This window comes from Nocardia brasiliensis ATCC 700358 (genome assembly GCF_000250675.2).
GTDB classification, from domain to species: Bacteria; Actinomycetota; Actinomycetes; order Mycobacteriales; family Mycobacteriaceae; genus Nocardia; species Nocardia brasiliensis_B.
On sequence record NC_018681.1, the window covers coordinates 3,212,899 to 3,235,698 of the forward strand.

Sequence of the window (22,800 nt, forward strand, 5' to 3'; positions counted from 1 at the left end):
CAGTGTGCTCCGGTTATCTGCTGGTGGGCCAGGCCCCGTCGATATCAGAATAGTTAGCCGTCAACGGCGTTCAGCTTGGCGTTGCGGTAGCTGAAGCCGAAGTACAGCGCCACCCCGAGCAGCAGCCAGAGCACGAACCGCAGCCAGGTGACCCAGGTGAGGTGACTGATCAGCCACACCGAGAAGCCGCTGCCGAGCAGCGGCACCACCGGCACCCACGGGGTACGGAAGGTGCGCTCGGCCTCGGGGCGTGTCCGGCGCAGCCACACCACACCGATCGCGACGACGATGAAGGCCATCAGAATACCCACGTTGGTCAGCTCGGCGGCCTCCCGGATCGGCAGAAAGCCGGCGATCAGCGCGGAGACGACGCCGACCGGCCAGATCACCCGGGTCGGCACCTTGCGGCGCGGATCGGACTTGCCGAAGTAGGCGGGCAGCAGGCCGTCCCGGCTCATTGCGAAACCGACCCGGGTCACGGCGAGCATGTTGGCGAAGGCCGAGGTGGTGACGCCGACGACCGCGCCGACCGCGATGACCAGGCCGAGGATGCCCATCCCGATGCTGTCGAAGGCGCTGGAGAACGGCGCGGCGACGTCGATATCGGTGTAGTTCACCATGCCGACGATCACGAGGCAGACCAGCAGGTAGACCACCGAGGCGATGCCGAGGCTGATCATGATCGCCTTGGGCAGCAGCTTCTTGCCGTCGGTGGACTCCTCGGCCGCCGCGCTCATCGCGTCGTAGCCGTAGACGGCGAAGAACGCCAGCGCCGCACCCGATACCGCACCGCCGACGCCGAGCGGGAAGAACGGCGTGTAATTGCCCGCCTTGATGTGGAAGGCACCGGCGACGACCACGATCGCGACGATCGCCATCTTCAGCATGACGAGTCCGGTTTGCACGCGCGCGGATTCGCGGGTGCCGCGGGAGAGCAGGAACGCCAGCAGCAGGCACAGCAGCACCGCGAACAGGTCGACCTTGTGCCCGGCACCGGTGCCCGGCGCGCCCAATGCCCAAGTGGGCAGGTCGAATCCGAAGTAGTGGGTGATGTAGTTCAGGTATCCGGAGACCGCGATCGCCACCACCGACACGATGGCGGTGTACTCCAGCAGCAGGTCCCAGCCGATCAAGAAGCCGATGATCTCCCCGAGGGACACGTAGGCGTAGGTGTAGGCCGAGCCCGCCCGCGGCACCATCCCGGCGAATTCGGCGTAGCAGAGCCCCGCCGCGCCGGAGGCGACGATGGCGATGCCGAACGAGAGCAGCACGCCGGGCCCCGCCACCTCCTTGGCCACCACACCGGCCAGGGAGAACACGCCCGCGCCGACCAATCCGCCGAGACTGAGCGCGACCAGCTGCCACAGACCCATGCTCTTGGCGAAATCGCCGGTGTCGCTGTCGGTTACGGGCATTCGGCGCAGAATCGTCGCGCGGCTGAGCGGCGGTCGCTGGGGTCGGGTGGTGACAGGCTTCATTGCCGGGCCTTTCGAGGGGTGGAGCGATGAATCAGAAAACGAAGCCCTCGGGGAAGGGATCCGACGGGTCGAGCAGGTAGTTGGCGGTGCCGGTGAGCCAGGCGCGGCCGGTGATGGCGGGCACGATCGCGGGGCGCGTACCCACGCTGGTCGATTCGACGGCACGGGCATAGAACGTGGTACCGATGAACGAATCGTTCTGCAGCACTTGGTCGTCGGTGAGCAGGCCGCGGGCGTGCTGCCGGGCCAGCAGCGCGGACGTGCCGGTGCCGCACGGGGACCGGTCGAACCATCCGGGGTGGATGGCCATCGCATGCCGGGTATGGGTCGGGGTCGACGCGGGATCGAGGAACAGGACGTGTTTGCAGCCCGTGATCTGCTCGTCCGCCGGATGCACCGGGCGCCGGGACTCGTTGATCGCCTGCATGATCCGGAGCCCGGCGGCGAGAATGCGGTCCTTGTGCGCGCGATCGAACGGCAGGCCGACCTCGGCGAGATCGACTATGGCATAGAAGTTTCCGCCATAGGCCAGGTCGTAGCGCACCGTGCCCAGCTCGGGCACCTCGACCTTGTTGTCCAGGCTGTCGCAGTAGGCGGGCACGTTGCGCAGCGTCACCGAATCGGCGTGCCCGCCGCTGACCGCGACCTCGGCGATCACCCGGCCGGCCGGGGTGTCGAGCCGGATCTCGGTGACCGGTTCGGTGACCGGCACCATGCCCGCCTCGATCAGGGCGGTCGCGACCCCGATGGTGCCGTGGCCGCACATCGGCAGCAGACCGCTGACCTCGATGAACAGCACGCCGTAGTGACCGTCGGCGGTGGTGGCCGGTTGCAGGATCGCCCCGCTCATCGAGGCGTGCCCGCGCGGCTCGTTGACCAGTAGTTTGCGCAGGCCGTCCAGGTGCTCGGCGAAGTAGGCGCGCCGGGCCGCCATGGTGTCGCCGGGAATCGTGCCGACACCGCCGGTGATCACCCTGGTCGGCATGCCCTCGGTGTGGGTGTCGATCGCCGAGATGATCGTCTTGCTTCGCATCAGGATCCTTCGTTGTCGAGATCGGCCAGTTCGCGCAGCCGCACGGGCGCGGCCAGTGGACGCCAGGCGGGGGTGGCCGCCGCGAGACCGGGCACATCCGTGCCGTCGGGGCACGAATGGCGGCGCAGCGCTTCGATATTCGCCGCGCACATCCGGCCCTGGCACGGGCCGAGACCGGCGCGGGTGGCCAGCTTCGCCGGGCGATAGCCACCTCCGGTGCTGCGCGACCACGCGTCGGTCAGTTCGGCGTGCGTGGTGCCTTCGCAGCGGCAGCACACGGTGTCCGGCAGCGCCCAGGTCAGCACGCCCGGACGGATCGGATGAGCGGCGGCGAGCCTGGCGACGAACTGCCCGGCGGTGCGATGGCGCGCACGCAAGCCGCGTCCGAGGGGCGCGCCCGCGGCGGCGAGCCCGGCGACGGTGCCTTCGATCGCCGCCACCTGAGCGCCGCCGATACCCGTGAGTTCGCCTGCCGCCCAGACACTGTCGGCGCTGGTGCACTGCTGTTCGTCCACCCGGACGAAGCCGTCCGCGGTGAGCGCCGCACCGGCTGCGACGGCGAGTTCGTGTTGCGGGGTGAAACCGTGCGAGACGGCCACCGCGTCCACCGGTACCGTGCGGTGCGTGCCGGGGATCGGTGCCCAGTTCTCGTCCAAGCGAGCGATTGTCGCTTCTTCGGCGCGACCGGCACCGGCGACAGCTACCACGGCATGCGCGGTGCGCAGCGGGACGCGGTGCCGGACCCCGGCTGCGGCGTATTCGATCAACTCGGCAGCCTTGCCCGCACTGTGGCGCAGTTGCCAAGGGCGGGTGAGCCATTCGCGTGCGATCCGAGAAGCCGGGTTGGCCTCCAGGATCGCCTGCACCTGCGCGCCGCCCGTGACCAGCGACTGCGCGACCGGGAGGAGGAAGGGGCCGGTGCCGGACAGCAATACGGACTTGCCGACCAGCAGACGCTGTGTCTTCGCGAGGGTCTGCGCGGCGCCCGCGGTGTACACGCCGGGGAGATCCCAGCCGGGGAACGGGCACACGCGGTCATACGCGCCGGTGGCGAGAATCAGTGCGTCGCCGAGAATTTCGCGATGCGTGCGCCGCTCACCCTCGATGCCTTGCCAGAGCCGCACGATCGGGCAACCACCGTGCGGTGCCCGCTCGATCTGATAGACCGCTGCCCACGAAAGATATTCGCATCGCGGATGCTCACTCAGCTGCCACCCCAGACGCTGTGCCGCGACGTAACCGTGCCCGATCCGCAGCGGATTCCGCACCCCGTACGCGGCAGGAATACGCCGGTTGTACTGACCGCCGAGCGTCTCGTTCGCATCGATCAGCGTTACGGTCGCACCGGACCGCAGGGCCGCCGCCGCGGCCGCCGTTCCCGCAGGCCCCCCGCCGATCACGACTACATGCTTGGTCATCGGGTGCCTCCTCGCGGCCGGTCGTGTCGTTCATCGATGCCGGGTACGTCGCCCGCGGTCTCGCGGTCTGCCGAACGCTCCGGGTCGCCGCCGTCCGCCGCTGCGGTCTCGCCGTCGACCGATGTGCTTTGCGCGCTACCGGGTTTCGCGTCGTTGATCAGAGCCGTTGAGCGTTCGGTGTGGGTGTCGAACGCGCGAGACTGCGTGTGTGCGATGTGGCTGCTGATCGGAGCTGGCTGCTCGCCATGGGAATTCGGGTCACCGAGCAGAGCCGTGGCGTGCTCCGTGTGGGTGTTCGACGTGCGGGATTGGGTGTGCACGGTGTCGCCGTCGCGGGCGGGGCGGCGGCACAGGCGGATGTCGGGGATGCCGTTGACGGTGGCGACACAGTCGAAGCAGACGCCTATGCCGCAAAAGATGCCACGCTTACCGCCGGTCGGTGCGGTGCGCCAGTGGTTGTGACCGTCGGCCAGCAGGACGGTGGCGAGCGTTTGCCCGTGCACGCCGCGCACCGCCACACCGTCGACGGTGACGGTCAGCGGGCGATCGTCGCGGCCGAGGGGATCGCTGCCCGCGGGGATCAGCTGTGCGCTCACGCGGTTACCTCGCAGTTCAACGGTGCGTTCCTAGGCACGGTGTGCTGCTGTCCGGGGTGACCGGCGGTGATTGTGCCGTTGCCGGTGCGTGCCCGAGGTCGCCGGCGCGATCGCCGTCCGGCACACGAATGGCCGACGCGCCCTGTGACGGCCGTTCGGCGGCGAGCTCACCGTCGGAGCCGAGACCATTCATCGGCCATGGCATCACGATCGTCTCGGTGACCGCGGTCGCGGCCCGGTCCTGAGAGCTCGGCGGGCCGTACCGGTCGACGCGCCCACCGAGCCGGTGCCGTTCGCTGGTGTGGTTGCTCATCGGTGCACTTCCTCACTGATTTCCGCCGCGCGGACGGCCGGGCGGTCGACGGTGAACGCCGCCAGGTCGGGATGATCCGGGCCACCGGTCAATGCCGCACAGATCAATTCGGCGGTGCCGACGGACAGACCGATGCCCGCCCCTTCGTGTCCGGTCGCGTGCCACAGGCCGGGCAGGCGCGGATCGGGACCGATCACGGGCAGATGGTCGTCGACGTAAGGGCGAAAGCCCCCGTAGGCGCGCATGATCGCGACATCGGCCAGCACGGGGTAGAGCCGAATCGCTCGGCGGGCGATGGCGGCCAGGCTGTCCGGGCGCAGCCGGTTGTCGAAGCCGCATTGCCGGCGGGAGGAGCCGAGCAGCAGCGGACCGCCGCGCGTCGACTCCACCACCGCCGACGATTGCAGGGCGGTATCCGAACTGCCGACGGCGCCAACATAATCCGCGTCGTAGACCTTGTGGAAGACGGTCGGCGGCATGGGCGCCGTGATGAGCACGTCACCGCGTCGCGGCCGCACCGCGATCGGCGCGCCGAGCAGCGCGCCGACCGCTGCCGACCACGGGCCCGCCGCGTTGATCACGATATCGGCGTGCCGCGGTCCGCGGGTGGTGTGCACGCCGATCAGCCGGTCGCCACGGCGCAGCGGGGCAACCACCTCGCAGGTGGTCTCCACCAGAGTTCCTGCGGCGACGGCGGATTCGAGCAGCGCGGTCGCCGCACCGGCGGGCTGCACCTGCGCGTCCTCGGGGTAGTGCACGGCGGCACACACGTCCCGGGTCAGCGCAGGCTCGGCGGCCGTGAGCTGGTCCGCGTCGAGTTGCTCGCAACGCACGCCCGCGCTCCGCTGACGTGCGGCGAATTCGGCCAGTGCGGCCGCGCCGGGCTCGGTGGTGGCAACGACGATGCCGCCCTTGGCTTCCCATTCGACGGCGGCCGCGTCCGCCGGGTGCCGTGCGCCGATCCGCGCGAGCACCTCCGGCCACAACCGCCGGGACAGCTGGGCGAGGCGCAGCTCGGGCCCGGGTCCTTTGTCGGATACGAGAACATTGCCTTCACCGTGTGCCGTGGTGCCCGAGGCGATCCCGCCCCGCTCGCAGACCCGCACCGAGGCGCCCGCCAGCGCGAGCCGGTCGGCGAGGGCGCAGCCGATCATGCCGCCGCCGATGATCAGCACGTCGGTGCCCCGCAGAGCAGGGGAGCGGGGCGGGAAATCGTTCATCGCGTCGGCGCTCCGTTCACCGACTGCGGCACGGAAAGCGGGTTGCCGGTGCGCAATTCGAGTGGCAGCAGGTCCTCCGGCACGGACTGATAGACCACCGGCCGCAGGAAGCGGGAAATCGACGCGGTGCCGACGGAGGTCGACGACGGCGCGGTGGTCGCCGGGTAGGGGCCGCCGTGCTGCTGCGCGTAGGTCACCGACAACCCGGTGGGCCAGCTGTTCCACAGCACCCGTCCCGCCACGTCGACGGCCGCCGCGATGAGCGCGCGGGTCGTCTCGTCCGCCTGCTCGCCGAACACCGTCGCGGTGAGCTGACCGCCCACCGCCCGGGCCAGGTCGAGCAGTTCGGCGGTGTTCCGGTAGGTGACCAGAAGTGTTGCCGGGCCGAACATTTCGTGCAACAGGCCGTCGCGATCGGCCAGCACGGCGCGGGCCGTCGTGGCGAGCAGCAAGGCCTCGTCCGGGCCGCCGCCCGCCAGCAGTTCGACGTCCGCGTGGTCGCGCACCTGCCGCACGACAGCGGCGAAACCCGCCGCGATCGCCTCGTTCAACAGCTCGCCGGTCGGCACGGGCCGGGTACGGATCAGATCGGACAGCGCGCCGAGGACCGGCGCGTCCGCGGGAACCGCGACCAGGCCCGGTTTGGTGCAGAGCTGACCCGCGCTCGAACTCACCGCGGTCAGCAGCCCCGCGGCGATTTCCTCGGCCCGGGTGCGCGCCGCCTGCTCGGTGACGAAGACCGGGTTGATCGAGCCGAGTTCGCCGTAGAACGGGATCGGCACCGGGCGCCGGCATGCCAGGTCGTAGAGCGCACGCCCACCCGCCGTCGATCCGGTGAACGCCGCCGCGGTGATCGCGGGATGGGTGAGTACCTGGACGCCGGCTTCGCGTCCGAGCACGAGACCGAAAGTGCCACTCGGCGCGCCACATTCGAGCAGCGCCTGCTCGATCAGGTCGGCGACCGCACGGGACAGGAGCGGATGCCCGGGGCTGGCTTTGACGATCACCGGGCATCCCGCGGCGAGCGCGGCCGCGGTGTCCCCGCCCGCGACGGAGAAGGCGAACGGGAAGTTGCTCGCCGCGAAGTTGAGCACCGGTCCGAGTGGAATGTTCATCCGGCGCAGGTCCGGGCGCGGCGCACCCATCGGCCAGTCCGGGTCCGCGGTGTCGATGCGCACGTCCAGGTAGCCGCCGTCGAGCACGGTCCATGCGAACAGGCGCAGCTGGAAGCCGGTGCGCTGTAACTCCGCGGTCAGCCTCGGCTCGGACAGGTGTGTCTCCCGCATCGCCAGGGCGATGAGTTCTTCGGCGTGCGCGTCCAGTCGATCCGCGATGCCGCGCAGTACCCCGGCTCGGTCCGCCGATCCGAGTGCGGCCCAGGGCTTTGCCGCCGCCGCGGCCGCCGCGACGATCGCGTCCACCGTGGTCTCGTCCATCGGTTCCTCCTCACGTGCCGTGTGCATCATGCAACCTTTCCGACCGTCGGGTCGGTTATTGATAGCCCTTGGCCAGCACGTCCCGGGTGGCGGCCGTGATCTTCGCCGCGAGTTCCTGTGCGAGCGGGACCCGTGGCGGCCGGCACTGCCCGCCGCGGCGGCCGGCCAGATCCATCGACAGCTTGATCGCGTGCACGAACTCGGTCTTGGAATCCCAGCGCAACAGCTTGTGCAGGTCGCGGTACAGCGGAAGCGCCTTGTCCAGGTCGCGGTTCACCGCGGCGTTGTAGAGCTCGACCGTCGCCTTCGGGATGGCGTTCGGGTAACCGGCCACCCAGCCGACGGCGCCGGCGATACCGAGTTCGAGCACCACGTCGTCGGAGCCGACGAGCACATCGAGTTCCGGTGCCAGTTCCTTGATCTCGTAGAAGCGCCGCACGTCGCCGGTGAACTCCTTGACGCCGACGATCAAACCTTCGGCGTGCAACTCGGCCAGCAGGTCCGGGGTCAGATCGATGCGGGTATCGATCGGGTTGTTGTACGCGACGATCGGGAGCCCGACCTCGGCGACCGTGCGGTAGTGATCGAGCACCGAGTCGCGACCGCCGCGATAGGTGTTGGGCGGCAACAGCATTACCGCCTGTGCCCCGGCGGTCGCGGCCTGCACCGCCCACTTGCGCGCCTGCAACGCGCCGTACGCGGCGATGCCCGGCATCACGGTGAACCCGGCGGGGGCGGCCGCGACGGCCGTGGTCACCACCCGGGCCCGCTCGTCGTCGTCCAGCGTCTGATATTCACCGAGCGATCCGTTCGGGCTGACCCCGTGGCATCCGTTCGCCGCCAGCCACGCGACGTGTGCGCCGTACGCGTCGTAATCGACCGAGTAGTCCGCCGTGAACGGCAGCGTCGTGGCCACCAGGACCCCGTGCCAAGGCTTGGCGGCAGCCGACGAGATCGATCCGGTCATAAGAGCCTCCCTCTGCGCGACGAGTCACGACCAGCGCCGCGATTCGCGTCATGTGACGTGTGACATTGCACAAGGTAACGGAGTGATCCCGCTCACGCAACAGGCGATGTGTGGTGGAGGTCACCCGCGGGAGGCGGGCGCGGAAACGACTCGGCCCCGTGTCCGCGCGACACGGGGCCGAGTGTTCAGCGGTTTATCAGAGCCCGCCGAGCAGGAGATGCAGGAGATTTCCGACAATTTCGACCAAACCGGCGACCAAGCCCATTGTTCTCTCCTTGTGGATCTGCGATTCGAAGAAGGGGTTCCTTTCTTCGAGATGGGAGCTTACCGAGGTGGATATTTCCGAGTGGTTACATATTGCTACGGCGAAGTTTCCGGATAAAAATAACGACCGGTACTTGTGCTCCGGTACGACCGGCATGCCCGTCTTGTGTGCATTGTGGCAAAAGCGCTGATGCGCAGGAGGTTTGACGGCCTATGCTTGAGGGTTTCGGGTTCGGGGCGGCCCCGGCTCGGGTGCCCGGTGGTATCGGCTCGTTCGCATTTGGAGTGGGTTGCTCTTCGTGAGAATTGCCGTTGGCGATTTACCGCCTGCATGAGTTTTGTTAAATATTCCGAGGAAATTCTTAATTCTGTTTCCGGCAATTTCTGGTCCGGTCGAATATTGCTCGACGGCGCACCCGCTCATGGATAGAATTCGAGGGTGATCGATGAGGAGTCCAGGCCGGCGACCGAGGGTTTCCACGCGGCGGTGGGGGAGCGCTTCGCCTCGTTCGATCCGGCCACCGGCGCAGTACTCGGTACCTATCCGGTGCACGGCGCCGCGGCGGTCGGCGCGGCGGTGCGCACGGCGCGTGCGGCCCAGTCATCCTGGGCCGCCGCGGGATTCGGCGAGCGCGCGCGGATACTTCGCGCTTGGCGGTCGGCGCTGATCCGGCGGCGTCGCGAGATCGAAGATCTGCTGCACGCGGAGAACGGGAAATCGCGGGCCGACGCGACGATCGAGGTCGTCGTCGCGGTACAGCACATCGACTGGGCGGCGAAGAACGCGCGAAAAGTCCTGCGCCCGCGTCGAATCGCGGCCGGCCCGTTCATGATCAATCATGCCGCCCTCCTGGAGTACCAACCGCTCGGGGTGATCGGCGTGCTCGGTCCGTGGGATTTCCCGGTTTTCGGGCCCGTCGGCACCGCCGCCTACGCGCTTGCGGGCGGAAATGCCGTGGTGCTCAAGCACAGCGAATACACGCCGGGGATCGGCGCGTGGCTGGCCGACAGCTTCGGCCGGATCGCGGGCGAGGACCGGCTGTTCCAGACCGTCACCGGCGCCGACGCGACCGGTACCGCGCTGTGCCGCGCCGGTGTCGACAAGATCAGCTTCACCGGTTCGCGGGCGACCGCGCAGCAGGTGCTGGCGACCTGCGCCGAGACGCTCACCCCCGTGCTCGTCGACGCCGGCGCCACCGACGCGATCGTGGTCGACGCGGACGCCGACCTGAACGCCGCGGCAGACGCGGCGGTGTGGGGCGCCATGAGCAACGCCGGGCAGGTCTGTATCTCGGTCGAGCGCGCCTACGTGCACGAGCGGGTCTACGACGATTTCCTGGACCGGGTCGTCACGCTGGCGCGCACCCTGAAAGCCGGTGTGGGCGAGAAGATCGGCCCGATCACGATGCCGGAGCAGGTCGCGATCATCCGGCAGCACATCGCCGACGCCATCGCCCGCGGCGGCAAGCCGGTGGTCGGCGGACTCGACGTGATCGGCGAGCGTTTCGTGCAACCCACGGTCCTGGTCGACGTGCCGGAGGACGCGCTGGTGGTGCGGGAGGAGACCTTCGGGCCGGTGCTGGTGGTCACCAGGGTCGCCGACATGGACGAGGCGCTGGCCAAGACCAACGCCACCGGCTACGGCCTCGGCGGCGCGGTGTTCGCCGGTGCGCACGGTACGGCAATGGCCCGCCGCATGCGCTCGGGGATGACCTCGGTGAACTCGGTGCTCGCCTACGCGGGAATACCCGGCCTGCCCTATGGCGGCGTCGGCAGCTCCGGTTTCGGCCGGATCCACGGCCCGGACGGACTGCGTGAGTGGACCGCCGCCAAAGCGATTACCCGGCAACGCTTTCCCGGCCCCGTGCGCACGACCACCTTCACCCGTCGCCCCCTCGACAACCGGGTGCTCGCGGGACTCGCGCGGGTGCTCTACGGCCGGTGACCCGGCTCTACCGGCTCCCCGCACCCGTTGTCACAGGACAGAACGGACGCGGTAGCACGGCGGGGTGCGTCAGGCGAGTACGCGCAACTCGCGCCCGACCTTCTCGAACACCGTCAGCGCGCGGTCGAGCTGGTCGGGTTCGTGCACCGCGGTAACCGTGGTGCGCATCATCGCCCGGTCGGCCGCCACCGCGGGCGCCAGCACGCAGTTGGCGTAGACACCTTCGTCCAGTAGGCGTTTCGCGAAACGCAGGCACAGCAACTCGTCACCGATCAGTACCGGCACGATGGTGGTGGTCGAGGTACCGGTGTCGAAGCCCAACTCCGCCAAGCCCGTCCGCCATCGTGCCGACAGCGCACGCACCTTCTTCACACGCTCGGGTTCGGCCGCCAAGATGTCGAGCGCGGCCGCGGCCGCGGCGACGGCGGGTGGCGGAATAGACGCCGAGAACAGTTGGGCGCGACCGTAATACCGCACCCAGTCGAGCAGATCGCGCGGCCCGGCCAGCCAGCCGCCCACCGACGCGAGACTCTTGGAGAACGTTCCGGTGAGGATATCGGCGCAGCCCGCCAGCCCGAGTTCCTCCTCGACGCCGCGTCCGGTCGCGCCGATCATGCCGAGGCCGTGTGCGTCGTCCACCGCGAGTGGGACCTGGTGGCGGTCGCACACCGCGCGAATCTCGGCCAGGCGCGCGATATCTCCGGACATCGAATACACGCCGTCCACCATCACCAGCGCGGGCAGCCCGTGTGCGTCGGTGCGCAGGCGCCGGTCGAGGTCGGCACTGTCGTTGTGCCGGAACTGGATCAGCCTGCACCCACCGATAGCTGCGCCGTCGTAGATGGACGCGTGGCACTGCTCGTCGACGAGTAGCACTGTGCCCGCACCCATGAACGCGGACAGCAAGCCGAGATTCGCCTGATATCCGGTGGTGAACAGGAGCGCGTCCGGCCGGCCGAGGAAACGCGCGAGGCGGCGTTCGAGCGCGCCGTGCGCGGGGGTGGAGCCGTTCATCAGCCGGGAGCCGGTGACGCTCGGCCCGTCCTCGAGAGCCGCCGCGGCGGTGGCCTCACGGACCCGCCGGTCCGCGGTCAAGCCCAGATAGTTGTTGGAACCCAACATGATCAGCTGCCGACCCTGATATCGGCAGGTGGCGCCATCCGAGTCGCTCAGGTCGGGGTAGAACGGCAGCAGGTCCGCCTCCTGCAACCGGCGCGCCAGATCGAAATCACGGGCCTTGGCCAGCACTCCGCCGCTGTTGCGGTGGGCCAGCGCATGACGACCACGCACGGACGCGCTGAGCTCCGCGTCGGCGAGCTCGTCGGCGGGCGGGGCGGCGGTTGTGCCGGGGTGCCTGTCGCGCACCGCATTCCGCGCGGCGTACTGATCCGGCAACACGCCGAATCGGTCTCGCAGCGTCGCGAGGTGGCGCAACCCGTCGAGGACCACCGCGGGCTCGACGCCGAAGTCGACCAGGCAGGCGATCTCGTCCACCCCGGCGGCCGCCAGCTCCGCGACCATCGTCGCGGCGTGTTCCGGAGTGCCGAGCAGTGCGCTGGTGTGGAAGTAGCGGGCGAACGCGTAGTCCAGCACCCGATCCTGTTCGGCCGCATCGAGATTGTTCAGCGGCTCCGCACCGCGTCGCCACAGATCGACCGAATCACGCAGATACTCCTTGAACGGCCGCTCGACCACCGCCCGGACCCGGTCCGCGTCGGGGTCGAGGAAGGTGTGCAGCATCAGCGTGACGTGGCCGGTGCGCGGGTCGTGGCCGTGGGCCGCACGAGCGCTGCGATAGGCCTCGATCTTGCCGCGCAGTTCGGCGATGTCCTGGAACAGCAGCGCGGTCAGGACATTCGCGCCCAAGGCGCCCGCCTGCTCGAAGCGGCCGACGCCGCCGCTGCACGTGATCCACATCGGCAGCTCGGACTGGACCGGTGGCGGGAAGGTCCGGATCGCTACCGGTTCTCCCTTCCCGTTCGGCAGGGTGAGCGACTCGCCGCGCCACAATCGGCGGACCTTGTCCGCGCCGGACAGCATCACCTGCTCGCGCTCGGCGTAATCGCCGGGGGCGAGCACGAAGTCGTCCGGATTCCAGCCGGTGGCGAACGCGATATCGACCCGGCCGCCGGAGAGATTGTCGATCATGGACCAGTCTTCGGCGACGCGTACCGGATCGTGCAGCGGCAGCACCACGCTGCCCGCGCGGATCCGGATCCGTTTGGTCGTCCTGGCCAGCACGCCACCGAGCACCGCCGGATTCGGGAACAGCCCGCCGAAGCGGTGGAAGTGCCGCTCCGGCAACCAGATAGCGCGGAAATCGTGTTGGTCGGCGAAGGCAGCGCTGTCGAGGAACAAGCCGTAGCGGTTCGCGTTGTCCCGCTGCGCGTCGCTGGCGAAGAAGAACAGGCTGAATTCGACCGGGGCGGTGGCGGATCGAGCCGGGTGGGCGCGGCGTTCCACTGCGCCGATGGCGCCGGTCGGCCTTCGCGCCACGATGTCGGCGGCCAGCTGCGCCGTCGTCAGCCCCTCGAACAGTCGCTCGGCCGAGACGGTGTAGCCGAACTCGCGCTCCACGAAGACGCCGAACTCGCCGGCTTTCACCGAATCCAGACCCACTGTGGTCAACGGCTTCTCGGTGTCCAACTCGGCGGCTGGGACGCCCGTGCGCTGGGCCAGCCAGCGCGCGAGCCGGGCCGGCACGCCCTCGGTGGGTGCCGTCGGGGTGGGCCGCGTGGCCTCGGCGAGGAACTCCTCCTTGGCCTTCAGCCGCTGTACTTTGCCACTGGTCGTACGCGGTAGCTGCCCTGGGGAGAGGAAGACCGCCGAGTGCAGGTCGAGACCGTAGGACTGCGAGATGGCTTGCCGGATAGAGGTTTCCAGATCTGCCAGGGTGCCGGCGAGCTTGTCGGCGTCCACTTCCAGCAGTACCGCGAGCGACTCCGTTCCGTCGACTTCGACGCCGACGGCCGCACACCGCCCTCGGCGCAGCGCGGGATGCCTTGTCTCGATGGTCCATTCGATGTCCTGCGGCGCGATGTTGCGTCCGCGGATGATGATCAGCTCCTTCACCCGCCCGGTGACGTAGAGCTCGCCGTCGCGCAGGAACCCGAGGTCGCCGGTGCGCAGATAGGTCGCCGGGTCGCCGGGCAAACGGGCTCCGAAGGCCGCCGCGGTCTCGGCGTCGCTGCTCCAGTAGCCGGCGGCGACACTCGGTCCGCTCAACCAGATCTCGCCGATCTCGCCCGGTTCGGCCCGCTGGTCGCCCGCCAGGCTCACGATGGCGGCGTCGCCGCCGGACAGCTCGCCACAGCTGACCACCTCGCGTCCGGCCAGCACGGTGGAACGCACGCCCGCGCCGCGCGGCGTCACGCTGACGAACAGGGTCGACTCCGCCAGCCCGTAGCCGGGCGTCAGACTCTGCGGCCGGAACCCCGCCGGTGCGAAATGGTCGGCGAAGCGTTGCAGCGCACGCGGATTGATCGGCTCCGCGGCGACGAACGCGACCTCCCAGCGGCTGAGGTCCAGGCCTGTGACCTCGGCGGCGGCGACCCGCCGCACGCTGTAGTCGTAGCAGACGTTCGGCCCGCCGCTGGTGGTGCCGCCGTGTTCGGAGATGGCGCGCAACCAGGTGAGCGGATCGCGGACGAAGGTCTCCGGGGACAGCAGCACCACCGGAAAGCCCGCGTAGAGCGGTTGCAGGAGACCGCCGATCAGCCCCATGTCGTGCTGCGCGGGCAGCCAGATGACGCCCTTGCTGTCGGTGGTGTGCCCGAAGGTTCGCTCGATGACCCCCAGATTGTGCATGAGGTTGGTGTGGGTGACCATGACGCCTCGCGGTGCGCGGGTCGAGCCCGATGTGTACTGAAGGAACGCAAGGCTTTCCGGTGCTACGGCTCCGAATTCGGTTGCGGTGCCGGATGGTTCGTCGTCGGCGAGCCATGCGATCCGCGCCAGTTGCGGGTACTGCGCACCCGCCGCCCGGATCCGGTCGAGTGCGGCGCGGGGTGCCATGATCGCCGTCGCCGCGCAATCCGCGGCCAGGTTCGCCAGCGCTGCGAGGTCCGAGAATGCCGCTCCGGGTTGATGATTCGCGACCGGCACCGGGATTCGCCCGGCCAGCATGCAGCCGAAGAACGAGGTCAGGAAGTGCGGGCCGAACACCGCGACGACGAGCACCCGATCGCCCGGTGCGCCGACCTCACGCACCGTCGTGGCGATATCCGCTGCCGCGGCGTACACCTCGCCGTAGCTCAGTGTGCGCGTATCGCCGGTGTCGGACAGGTACGTGAAGCCGGGCCGATCCGGTGTCTCGGCGGCTCGATCGGCCAGTAGCTGCGGAAGTGTCGCCGCACGGCGTAGCGCCACGGTCCCTCCAACGCGGCGATCATGGGCGCAAAGGGATCCCCGGCACGAACGACACGATCGCCAGTCTCGACTCCAAAAGCTTCCCGGCCAGTCAACAAGCTGTCGCAACCGGCGACAAGCCCCCACTTCCTCCGCCCGCGGCGTCGGTCCGGTGGCGGTGCCGGGCGAGGACGATGCCGGACGGTCCCGCCGACTCGCGTCGGTTGCTGCGCCTGGCCCCGGCAGCCGGGCCGGTGCCGTCGATACTTCGTGAATTCCTCTGACGCCCGGCGAATGTTGGCACTACCCTTGTTGGCAGCTAACGGCTTCACGCGCATACAGGATCGTGACAGGCCCGGCGTCCGGTGTGAACCCGGGTGGGCCACCATTCGAGTGAGTTCTCCCAATGACGAGGAACCACCATGGCCGCATGGGTCTGGTAGATGAGTCGGCCCAGGCGGGCAATTGCCGTACCGATCGAAAACGCTTCCATCCGTGACAGTGCTCGGGAGGACAACGTCATGCGCCGATCTCCATCGCAATTCGCCGCCCCGTCCGGTTTGGGGACCTCGGCGTTCCGAATTCCGGGTGCGGCGTCGCCGGCCGCCGTCGAATCCGGCGAAAACGCCGACATCGCTTGCGCTCTCACCGAACCACCGTCGATTCCCTTGGCGGAGCGCGGAATCGGTCGAACCCTGTTGCGCCCGGAACACGTTCGACACGACACCTGCGCGCCGCTGCCGTATATCGAGCGGGAATGGGGCGACGGGTCGCATTCGCCGCTGTATTGTCCGGCGACCGCGCGGATCGATGAGGAGTTGGGTGCGGAGGTCAATCGGCGGCTGGTCGCGTGGGCCGAAGACGTCGGTATCCACGAGGGTCGCATGGACAAGTTCCGCGACACCGGCTTCGGGCGGTTGGCGATGCTCACCCATCCCGACAGCGATGACCCGGACCTGCTGCTCGTCGCGGCGCAGATGAATGCCGCCTGGTGGGCGGCCGACGACTACTACGCCGACGAGACGCCGCTGGGCGCGACCCCGACGGAACTGCCGCCGCGGCTGGCGTTGGTGATGTCGGCGATGGACCCGCCGCCACCCGCGGGCCGCTTCACCGAACAGCTCGACGAGGCGGTGGCCGCGGATCCTGTTCTCGTGGCGCTGAAGTCGGCCACCGCGCACCTGTCCCGGCACGCGACGCCGTCCCAGGTGATGCGCGCGTGCAACACCACGTTCCAGATGTATGTGAGCTGGACCGCCTACGCGGCGTGGCGGTATCTCGAAACACCGCCGCCCGCATGGCGTTACCTCGCGGCACGACAGCACGACAGCTTCTACACCTCGATGACGCTGATCGACGTCGTCGGGAGCTACGAACTCACCGGAAACCTTTTCTACGCACCGCTTTTCCACCGCACGCTGATGCAGGCGGGGACGGCGTCGGTGCTCGTCAACGATCTCTATTCGGCCGAGAAAGAGGCGGCCGACGAACTCCCGGACTCCAACCTGGTGCTGTTGATCCAGGCCGAGGAGAGCTGTTCGCTCGACGACGCGATCGAACGCACCGTGGCCCTGCACAACGATTTCGTCCGCGGATTCGAGGCGAACCAGCGTGAGCTCGCCGCGATCCCGTCGCCGGAGCTGCATCGGTTCCTGCGCGGCGCGCAGGCCTGGATGGCCGGTGGTTTCGAATGGCACAGCGCCAGCAGCCGCTACAAGCGTGACGCGTCCGAATAGGCGATCGGTACTCTCGTCCAGGATTCGACCGGACGTGACAAGGAGTAGCGGGTGCCCATCGCACGCAGTAACGGACACAAGATCGCCTTCGAGGTGGTCGGCGACGGTCCGCCGGTGGTGTTGCATCCGGGCATGTTCCAGGTCGGGGCGCACTGGGCGACGGCGGGGTACACCTCGGTCCTCGCGGCCGACCACACGGTGATCACCGTGGATCCGCTGGGCCTCGGCGCGAGCGATGCGCCCGGCGAGACGGCGGACTACGCGTTGGCGCGGCGGGCCGACTACATCACCGCCGTGCTCGATGAGGTCGGCGTCGACCGCGCCGCCTTCTGGGGCTACTCGCTGGGCGCGCTGACCGGTTACGCCGTGGCCGTGCACGCCCCCGAGCGGCTCACCCGGCTGGTCGCGGGCGCGTTCGACCCCATCGACGGGTTCGGCTCGGCGCTCGCGCTGATGCGCGGTCAGCTGGAACTGCCCGCCGACGCGGACCTGTACCCGTTGATCGAGCAGGGTTCGCTGGCCGATCCCGGCCTCGCGGCGGTGATCGAGGCGGCGGACCCGGCGGCGCTGCGCGCCAATTACGCCGCGTTCTCCCGGGAGCCCGGCCTGAAGGACCGGCTCGCGGAGTCGGACGTGCCGATGCTCATGTACGCGGGTACCGAGGACATCTGGTTCGAGCCGATGCGGACCTTCGCCGAACAGACCGGCACGCCGTTCTGGGCGCTGCCCGCGCACGATCACGTGGCGTGCTGGAACAACGCGGCCGAGGTGCTGCGCCAGGTGGCGCCCTTCCTGGCCGGAGATCGCCGAGTCTGACGGCTCGTCCGGGCGTGCCCGGCGCGGGATCCGCGCCGGGCGGAGGATGATGGACCATCGTGCCCACTGATCCGAACACCCCCGATATCAAGCCCCGCAGCCGCGACGTCACCGACGGCCTCGAGAAAACCGCCGCGCGCGGCATGCTGCGCGCGGTCGGCATGGGGGACGCGGACTGGGGGAAATCCCAGATCGGCGTCGCTTCCTCGTGGAACGAGATCACGCCGTGCAATCTCTCGCTGGACCGGCTGGCCAAGGCGAGTAAGGACGGCGTCTTCGCGGGCGGCGGCTACCCGATGGAGTTCGGCACCATCTCGGTGTCCGACGGCATCTCGATGGGCCACGAGGGCATGCATTTCTCGCTGGTGTCGCGGGAGGTGATCGCCGACAGCGTCGAGACGGTGATGCAGGCCGAGCGCCTCGACGGCTCGGTGCTGCTGGCCGGCTGTGACAAGTCGCTGCCGGGCATGCTGATGGCGGCCGCGCGGTTGAACCTGGCGAGCGTTTTCCTGTACGCGGGCTCGATCCTGCCCGGCATAGCCAAGCTGTCCGACGGCAGCGAGCGCGAGGTGACGATCATAGACGCGTTCGAGGCGGTCGGCGCCTGCTCGCGCGGGCTGATGAGCCGGGCCGACGTGGACGCCATCGAACGGGCCATCTGCCCGGGCGAGGGCGCGTGCGGCGGGATGTACACCGCCAACACCATGGCCAGTGCCGCCGAGGCGATGGGCATGTCGCTGCCCGGCAGCGCCGCCCCGCCCGCGACCGACCGGCGCCGTGACGGATACGCGCGGCGCAGCGGTGAAGCGGTCGTCGAGTTGCTCCGGCGCGGCATCACCACCGCCGACATTCTCACCAAGGAGGCGTTCGAGAACGCGATCGCCGTGGTGATGGCGTTCGGTGGCTCCACCAATGCCGTGCTGCATCTGCTGGCGATCGCGCACGACGCGCGGGTCGATCTGACCCTGGAGGATTTCGCCCGGGTCGGCCGCCGGGTGCCGCATCTGGCGGATGTGAAACCGTTCGGCAAGCACGTGATGACCGACGTGGATCGCATCGGCGGCGTGCCGGTGATGATGAAGGCTTTGCTGGATGCCGGTCTGCTGCACGGGGATTGCCTCACCGTGACCGGCCGGACCGTGGCGCAGAACCTGGCCGAGATCGCGCCGCCGGACCCGGACGGCAAGGTGGTGCGGGCGATGCGCGCGCCGATTCACCCGACCGGTGGCATCACCATCCTGCACGGCTCGCTCGCGCCCGGCGGCGCGGTGGTGAAGTCGGCGGGTTTCGACTCCGACGTGTTCACCGGCACCGCAAGGGTTTTCGACCGGGAACGGGCGGCGATGGACGCACTCGAGGACGGCACGATCACCGCGGGCGACGTGGTGGTCATCCGCTACGAGGGGCCCAAGGGCGGGCCGGGCATGCGTGAGATGCTCGCCATCACCGCCGCGATCAAGGGTGCGGGGCTCGGCAAAGATGTGCTGCTGCTCACCGACGGCCGATTCTCCGGCGGCACCACCGGTCTGTGTGTGGGCCACGTCGCCCCGGAAGCGGTGGACGGCGGGCCGATCGCGTATGTCCGGGACGGGGATCAGATCCGGCTCGACGTCGGCGCGGGCACGCTCGACCTGTTGGTCGACGCCGCGGACCTCGAACAACGCCGGGTCGGGTGGGAACCGTTGCCGCCCCGCTATACCCGCGGCGTGCTCGCTAAGTACTCGAAGCTGGTCGGGTCGGCGTCGTTCGGCGCGGTCTGCGACTGATACCTTGCGCTCGGCGCGGAAATACCGCGCCGAGCGTCCCGCGGCTCAGCGAATGATGTTCTCCGCCAACTGTTCTCGATCCCCGCTGAACCAGGTCGTGTAAAACGTGTACACCACAGCGGCGAACGCGGCGAGGACCGCCAGACCGAACGGGACCGGGTGCGTCGCCATCGGTAGAGCCAGATAACGGATGCACAGCAGCAGCACCGTGAATGTGCCGACGCCCAGCGCAACCATGCGCACGCGGTACCGGTCCCAGCCGCGATCCGGTTCGCGCAGTACCGATTCGATGGTCAGGCACAGCGTCGCGCCGATGATCAGATCGATGCCGTAGTGCGCGCCGAGGCCCAGGGTCGCGATCAGCGTGCACACCAGCCAGAAGGTGCCGCCCCAGCGCAGCCAGCGCGGGCCGCGGCGCGAATGGATGAACAGCGACAGCGCCCATGCGGTGTGCAGTGACGGCATGCAGTTGCGCGGCGTGATCCCGTCGAACGGCATGGACCCGACCGAAGCGGGCACCGGCGGCACGACATCGGGCCAGACGTTCGCCAATTCCATGCCGTGGCCCCAAGATCCGAACGCGAGGATCGGGCCGACCACGGGGAACACCACATAGAAGATCGGCCCGATCAGCCCGAGCGCCAAGAACGTGCGCACCAGGTGGTGCCGCGGCCACGCGCCGGTGGTCACCCCGCGCAACTGCCAGATGGCGACGACGATGGCCGCGGCGGGCAGCTCGAAGTACACCCAGCGCACGATGCCGAGCGGGATCGGGCCCGCCACCTCGAGGGCGTGGCCGACCAGCCAGGACGGACTGCCGAGCGCCCGATCCGCAAGTTGCACATAGGGATCGAGCACCTGCGGGCAGGCCCACGCGGTGACGTCCAGCCAGATCTCGCCGACCTTCGTCGCGAGGATGAGCAGCGCGCCGAGCGCGATGGTGCGCAGGGCGACCTGTCGCGTCGCGCCGGTCCACCGCCAGGCGGCGATGACCGCGAGCGCGGTGAGCACGATGGTCGGGCCGTTGCCGACGGTGAACGCGCGGCCCTCGACCGCCCGGATGAGCACGAACACCACATCGATGCCGACGGCCGCGGCGAGCGCGTTGAGCCGGACCCGGGTCGTGACGCCGACGAGCGCGAGCAGGAAACCGGCCCACGGTGTGGTCGCCGATTTCGGCCTGCCGACGTAGTCCCAGGCCAGGCTGGTCAGCGGGCCCAGCGCGTGGATGTGCACGGCCACGACCTGACCGAGGACCAGCACGAGCGCCGCGGCGGCCAGCGCGCACCAGACCAGCGCCGGTCGCAGCCGGCGCGGTGCGAGCTGCTCGGTGTCGGGCGAGGCTCGTTGCGGGTCGTGAATAAGCATTCGGACATCGTAAACACGATGTGAACGTGACTACGCAGGCCGGTTAACAGCCGCCGCTCATTGTCAGGTTCGGCCCGGCTGTCCGGCCCGGCTCAGCCGCGCTTGCGGCGGAAGGCGTCGAGCCCGTTGCGGCTCAGCATGGTGACGGTGGTCTTCCACCACGGCCTGGCCGGGTCGGGGTCGTCGCCTGCGCCGAGCAGGTGCAGTTGGTCGGTGTGCCACTGCAGGTCCAGGGCGCCGTCGAAGGAACGCAGGCTGCCGACCTGGGCGAGCCGGCCGCGCACTCCGATCGGCACCGTGCGCAGTCGGTCGTCGCGTTCGGTGATCAGTCCGGTGGCCGCGTCCGGGGTCAGGCAGGTGGGGCGGCCGAGACCGATCACGTCACAGTCCGCGGCCGCGAGCGCCTCGGCCATCACCGACCGGGAACGGAAACCGCCGGTGACCGCGATCGGCACGCCGGCCGCCGCGGTGCGCACGGTCTGCGCGTAGTCGAGGAAGTAGGCCTCGCGGGCGCGGGTGCTGTCGGAGCGAGTGTCGTTGCGGCCCATCATCGCCGGGGATTCGTAACTGCCGCCGCTGATCTCGATCAGGTCCAGGTGTTCGTGCGCCAATTGCTCGACCACCGCCCGCGACTCGTCCTCGGTGAAGCCGCCGCGCTGAAAGTCCGCGGAGTTCAGCTTGATGCCGACCGCGAAACCCGGGCTCACGGCGGATCGGATGCGCCGCACCACCTCGAGCACGAACCGGCGTCGCCGCTCGGCGTCGCCGCCCCAGCGATCGGTGCGCTGGTTGGCCAGCGGAGAGAGGAACTGGGAGACGAGATAGCCGTGCGCGCCGTGGATTTGGACGCCGTCGAACCCTGCGGTCTCCGCGACCTGGGCGGTGGTGGCATAGCGGTCGATGATCGCCTCGATCTCGGCGTCGGTGAGCGCGCGCGGCGTCGGCATGCCGGGAATCTTCGGTGCGATCGCCGACGGCGCCACCGGCCGGGTCCGGGTGGCCAGCGGATTCGCCTGCCTGCCCGGATGATTGAGCTGCATCCAGATGGGCGCCCCGCCGTCTTTGGTGGCTTTCGCCCAGCGGCTCAGACCGTCCAGGTCGCGGTCGTCATCGATCACCACGTTGCCCGGCTCACCCAGATGTCCGCGATCCACCATCACGTTGCCCGTGACGACCAGCCCGAAACCGCCTGTGCCCCAGCGGGTGTAGAGGCGTTCGAGGCGCTGACCGGGACTGCCGCCCGGATCGGCCAGGCCCTCGCTGAGTGCCGATTTCATCAGCCGGTTGGGCAGCACCTGGCCGCACGGCAGGGTGAGTTGATCGGACAGAGTCACGGTGGCGGGCATGGGCGGTCCTTTGGTAGCCGTAACCGGGTGTAATAGCCATCACGGTAGTAGTATGGTCGTACTACCGCAAGGCCCTCGGATACCGCCGGACATGTCCTAGGCTGGGTATCGGAGCTGGAACCCAGGAGAGATCAGGAGGTCCGCGGTGACCATCCGTCCACGCGAGCGGCTGATCGCGGGCACGATCGACCTGATCAGACGCCGCGGAGTCGCGGGCACCGGCATCACCGAACTGGTGGCCTACAGCAACACCGCGCGCCGCTCGATCTATCAGAATTTCCCGCGCGGGAAACAAGAACTGGTCGAGGAAGCCACCCGGGCGGCGGGCAAGATCATGGCGGCCGGTATCGCCGCGAACGCGGGCAAGGGCAGCGCGTCCGTCCGGCTCGCCGCGTTCGTGAAGATGTGGAAGGAACTGCTCGTCGCCTCCGACTTCACCGCGGGGTGCCCGGTCGTCGCCGCCGCACTGGCCGGATCGGAGGTGCCCGCGGCCCCGGCCATCGCCGCCGAATCCTTCGCCGCGTGGGAGGGCCTGCTCACCGATCAGCTGGTTGCCGAAGGCATCGCGGACGAACCCGCAGCGTCGCTGGCGACCATGACCGTCGCCGCGATCGAGGGCGCGGTCATCATGGCGATCGCGGGTCGCACGGTCACCCCGCTGGATCGGGTGGCCACCCAGCTCGATCGGCTGCTGGCCCTCGAGCCCCGCGCGCAGCGGTGATCATGCCCACCCGCTCGCGCGGGTAGCGAG

General features: G+C 69.3%; 16 protein-coding genes. 5 read left to right on the forward strand and 11 right to left on the reverse strand.

The window, feature by feature from the left end:
• Positions 1–53: 53 nt before the first annotated feature.
• From O3I_RS14560 to O3I_RS14595, 8 genes are read right to left on the reverse strand one after another with little or no spacing between them, the layout of a single operon-like run.
• The gene (locus O3I_RS14560) at positions 54–1,478 is read right to left on the reverse strand and encodes an amino acid permease (protein ID WP_014983692.1); all 1,425 of its coding nucleotides are present in this window, start codon (positions 1,476–1,478) and stop codon (positions 54–56) included.
• Positions 1,479–1,509: 31 nt separating this feature from the next.
• Positions 1,510–2,511, reverse strand: a complete 1,002-nt coding sequence (locus O3I_RS14565; RefSeq protein ID WP_014983693.1) for a proline racemase family protein — start codon at positions 2,509–2,511, stop codon at positions 1,510–1,512.
• Positions 2,511–3,929 (reverse strand): FAD-dependent oxidoreductase, encoded by a 1,419-nt coding sequence (locus O3I_RS14570; RefSeq protein ID WP_014983694.1) that lies wholly within the window; start codon positions 3,927–3,929, stop codon positions 2,511–2,513. Before O3I_RS14570 ends, O3I_RS14565 begins: the two co-directional genes overlap by 1 nt.
• On the reverse strand, positions 3,926–4,525 hold the full coding sequence (locus tag O3I_RS43345) for a (2Fe-2S)-binding protein (protein WP_014983695.1): 600 nt from the start codon (positions 4,523–4,525) through the stop codon (positions 3,926–3,928). Before O3I_RS43345 ends, O3I_RS14570 begins: the two co-directional genes overlap by 4 nt.
• A 16-nt stretch (positions 4,526–4,541) precedes the next feature.
• Positions 4,542–4,838, reverse strand: a complete 297-nt coding sequence (locus O3I_RS14580; RefSeq protein ID WP_014983696.1) for a hypothetical protein — start codon at positions 4,836–4,838, stop codon at positions 4,542–4,544.
• Positions 4,835–6,058: an NAD(P)/FAD-dependent oxidoreductase gene (locus O3I_RS14585; protein WP_014983697.1), complete on the reverse strand. Its 1,224-nt coding sequence runs from the start codon at positions 6,056–6,058 to the stop codon at positions 4,835–4,837. Before O3I_RS14585 ends, O3I_RS14580 begins: the two co-directional genes overlap by 4 nt.
• On the reverse strand, positions 6,055–7,494 hold the full coding sequence (locus tag O3I_RS14590) for an aldehyde dehydrogenase (NADP(+)) (RefSeq protein ID WP_237748304.1): 1,440 nt from the start codon (positions 7,492–7,494) through the stop codon (positions 6,055–6,057). The genes O3I_RS14585 and O3I_RS14590 overlap by 4 nt, the downstream gene beginning before the upstream one ends.
• A 55-nt stretch (positions 7,495–7,549) precedes the next feature.
• Complete coding sequence (locus O3I_RS14595; protein WP_014983699.1) at positions 7,550–8,461, reverse strand: dihydrodipicolinate synthase family protein; 912 nt, start codon at positions 8,459–8,461, stop codon at positions 7,550–7,552.
• Positions 8,462–9,164: 703 nt separating this feature from the next.
• On the opposite strand from O3I_RS14595, the gene O3I_RS14600 reads away from it, so the two are divergent.
• A complete protein-coding gene (locus O3I_RS14600; RefSeq protein WP_014983700.1) occupies positions 9,165–10,670 on the forward strand; it encodes an aldehyde dehydrogenase family protein in 1,506 nt (501 codons plus the stop codon).
• A gap of 69 nt (positions 10,671–10,739) precedes the next feature.
• On the opposite strand, the gene O3I_RS43350 is transcribed toward O3I_RS14600, so the two are convergent.
• Positions 10,740–15,038, reverse strand: a complete 4,299-nt coding sequence (locus tag O3I_RS43350; protein WP_014983701.1) for a MupA/Atu3671 family FMN-dependent luciferase-like monooxygenase — start codon at positions 15,036–15,038, stop codon at positions 10,740–10,742.
• 500 nt (positions 15,039–15,538) lie between these two features.
• Here O3I_RS43350 and O3I_RS14620 point away from each other — a divergent pair, with 500 nt between their 5' ends.
• Genes O3I_RS14620 through ilvD form a run of 3 tightly spaced genes read left to right on the forward strand, consistent with a single transcriptional unit; the run spans position 15,539 to position 19,335 of the window.
• Complete coding sequence (locus O3I_RS14620; RefSeq protein ID WP_014983702.1) at positions 15,539–16,753, forward strand: family 2 encapsulin nanocompartment cargo protein terpene cyclase; 1,215 nt, start codon at positions 15,539–15,541, stop codon at positions 16,751–16,753.
• 51 nt (positions 16,754–16,804) lie between these two features.
• Positions 16,805–17,569, forward strand: coding sequence for an alpha/beta fold hydrolase (locus O3I_RS42630; protein ID WP_014983703.1), 765 nt, complete (start codon positions 16,805–16,807; stop codon positions 17,567–17,569).
• 59 nt (positions 17,570–17,628) lie between these two features.
• Complete coding sequence (ilvD, locus tag O3I_RS14630; RefSeq protein WP_014983704.1) at positions 17,629–19,335, forward strand: dihydroxy-acid dehydratase; 1,707 nt, start codon at positions 17,629–17,631, stop codon at positions 19,333–19,335.
• Between the two features lie 45 nt (positions 19,336–19,380).
• On the opposite strand, the gene O3I_RS14635 is transcribed toward ilvD, so the two are convergent.
• The gene (locus O3I_RS14635) at positions 19,381–20,703 is read right to left on the reverse strand and encodes a phosphatase PAP2 family protein (protein WP_014983705.1); all 1,323 of its coding nucleotides are present in this window, start codon (positions 20,701–20,703) and stop codon (positions 19,381–19,383) included.
• A gap of 92 nt (positions 20,704–20,795) precedes the next feature.
• Complete coding sequence (locus O3I_RS14640) at positions 20,796–22,049, reverse strand: NADH:flavin oxidoreductase/NADH oxidase family protein (RefSeq protein WP_014983706.1); 1,254 nt, start codon at positions 22,047–22,049, stop codon at positions 20,796–20,798.
• A 145-nt stretch (positions 22,050–22,194) separates the two neighbouring features.
• Between O3I_RS14640 and O3I_RS14645 the strand changes: the two genes are divergently transcribed.
• The gene (locus O3I_RS14645) at positions 22,195–22,770 is read left to right on the forward strand and encodes a TetR/AcrR family transcriptional regulator (RefSeq protein WP_014983707.1); all 576 of its coding nucleotides are present in this window, start codon (positions 22,195–22,197) and stop codon (positions 22,768–22,770) included.
• Positions 22,771–22,800 lie beyond the last annotated feature (30 nt).

Bases quoted from the DNA above. Each gene is read 5' to 3' on its own strand.
- O3I_RS14560 (WP_014983692.1), bottom strand. From the start codon at position 1,478: ATGAAGCCTGTCACCACCCGACCCCAGCGACCGCCGCTCAGCCGCGCG.
- O3I_RS14565 (WP_014983693.1), bottom strand. From the start codon at position 2,511: ATGCGAAGCAAGACGATCATCTCGGCGATCGACACCCACACCGAGGGC.
- O3I_RS14570 (WP_014983694.1), bottom strand. From the start codon at position 3,929: ATGACCAAGCATGTAGTCGTGATCGGCGGGGGGCCTGCGGGAACGGCG.
- O3I_RS14580 (WP_014983696.1), bottom strand. From the start codon at position 4,838: ATGAGCAACCACACCAGCGAACGGCACCGGCTCGGTGGGCGCGTCGAC.
- O3I_RS14585 (WP_014983697.1), bottom strand. From the start codon at position 6,058: ATGAACGATTTCCCGCCCCGCTCCCCTGCTCTGCGGGGCACCGACGTG.
- O3I_RS14590 (WP_237748304.1), bottom strand. From the start codon at position 7,494: ATGGACGAGACCACGGTGGACGCGATCGTCGCGGCGGCCGCGGCGGCG.
- O3I_RS14595 (WP_014983699.1), bottom strand. From the start codon at position 8,461: ATGACCGGATCGATCTCGTCGGCTGCCGCCAAGCCTTGGCACGGGGTC.
- O3I_RS14620 (WP_014983702.1), top strand. From the start codon at position 15,539: ATGCGCCGATCTCCATCGCAATTCGCCGCCCCGTCCGGTTTGGGGACC.
- O3I_RS14635 (WP_014983705.1), bottom strand. From the start codon at position 20,703: ATGCTTATTCACGACCCGCAACGAGCCTCGCCCGACACCGAGCAGCTC.
- O3I_RS14640 (WP_014983706.1), bottom strand. From the start codon at position 22,049: ATGCCCGCCACCGTGACTCTGTCCGATCAACTCACCCTGCCGTGCGGC.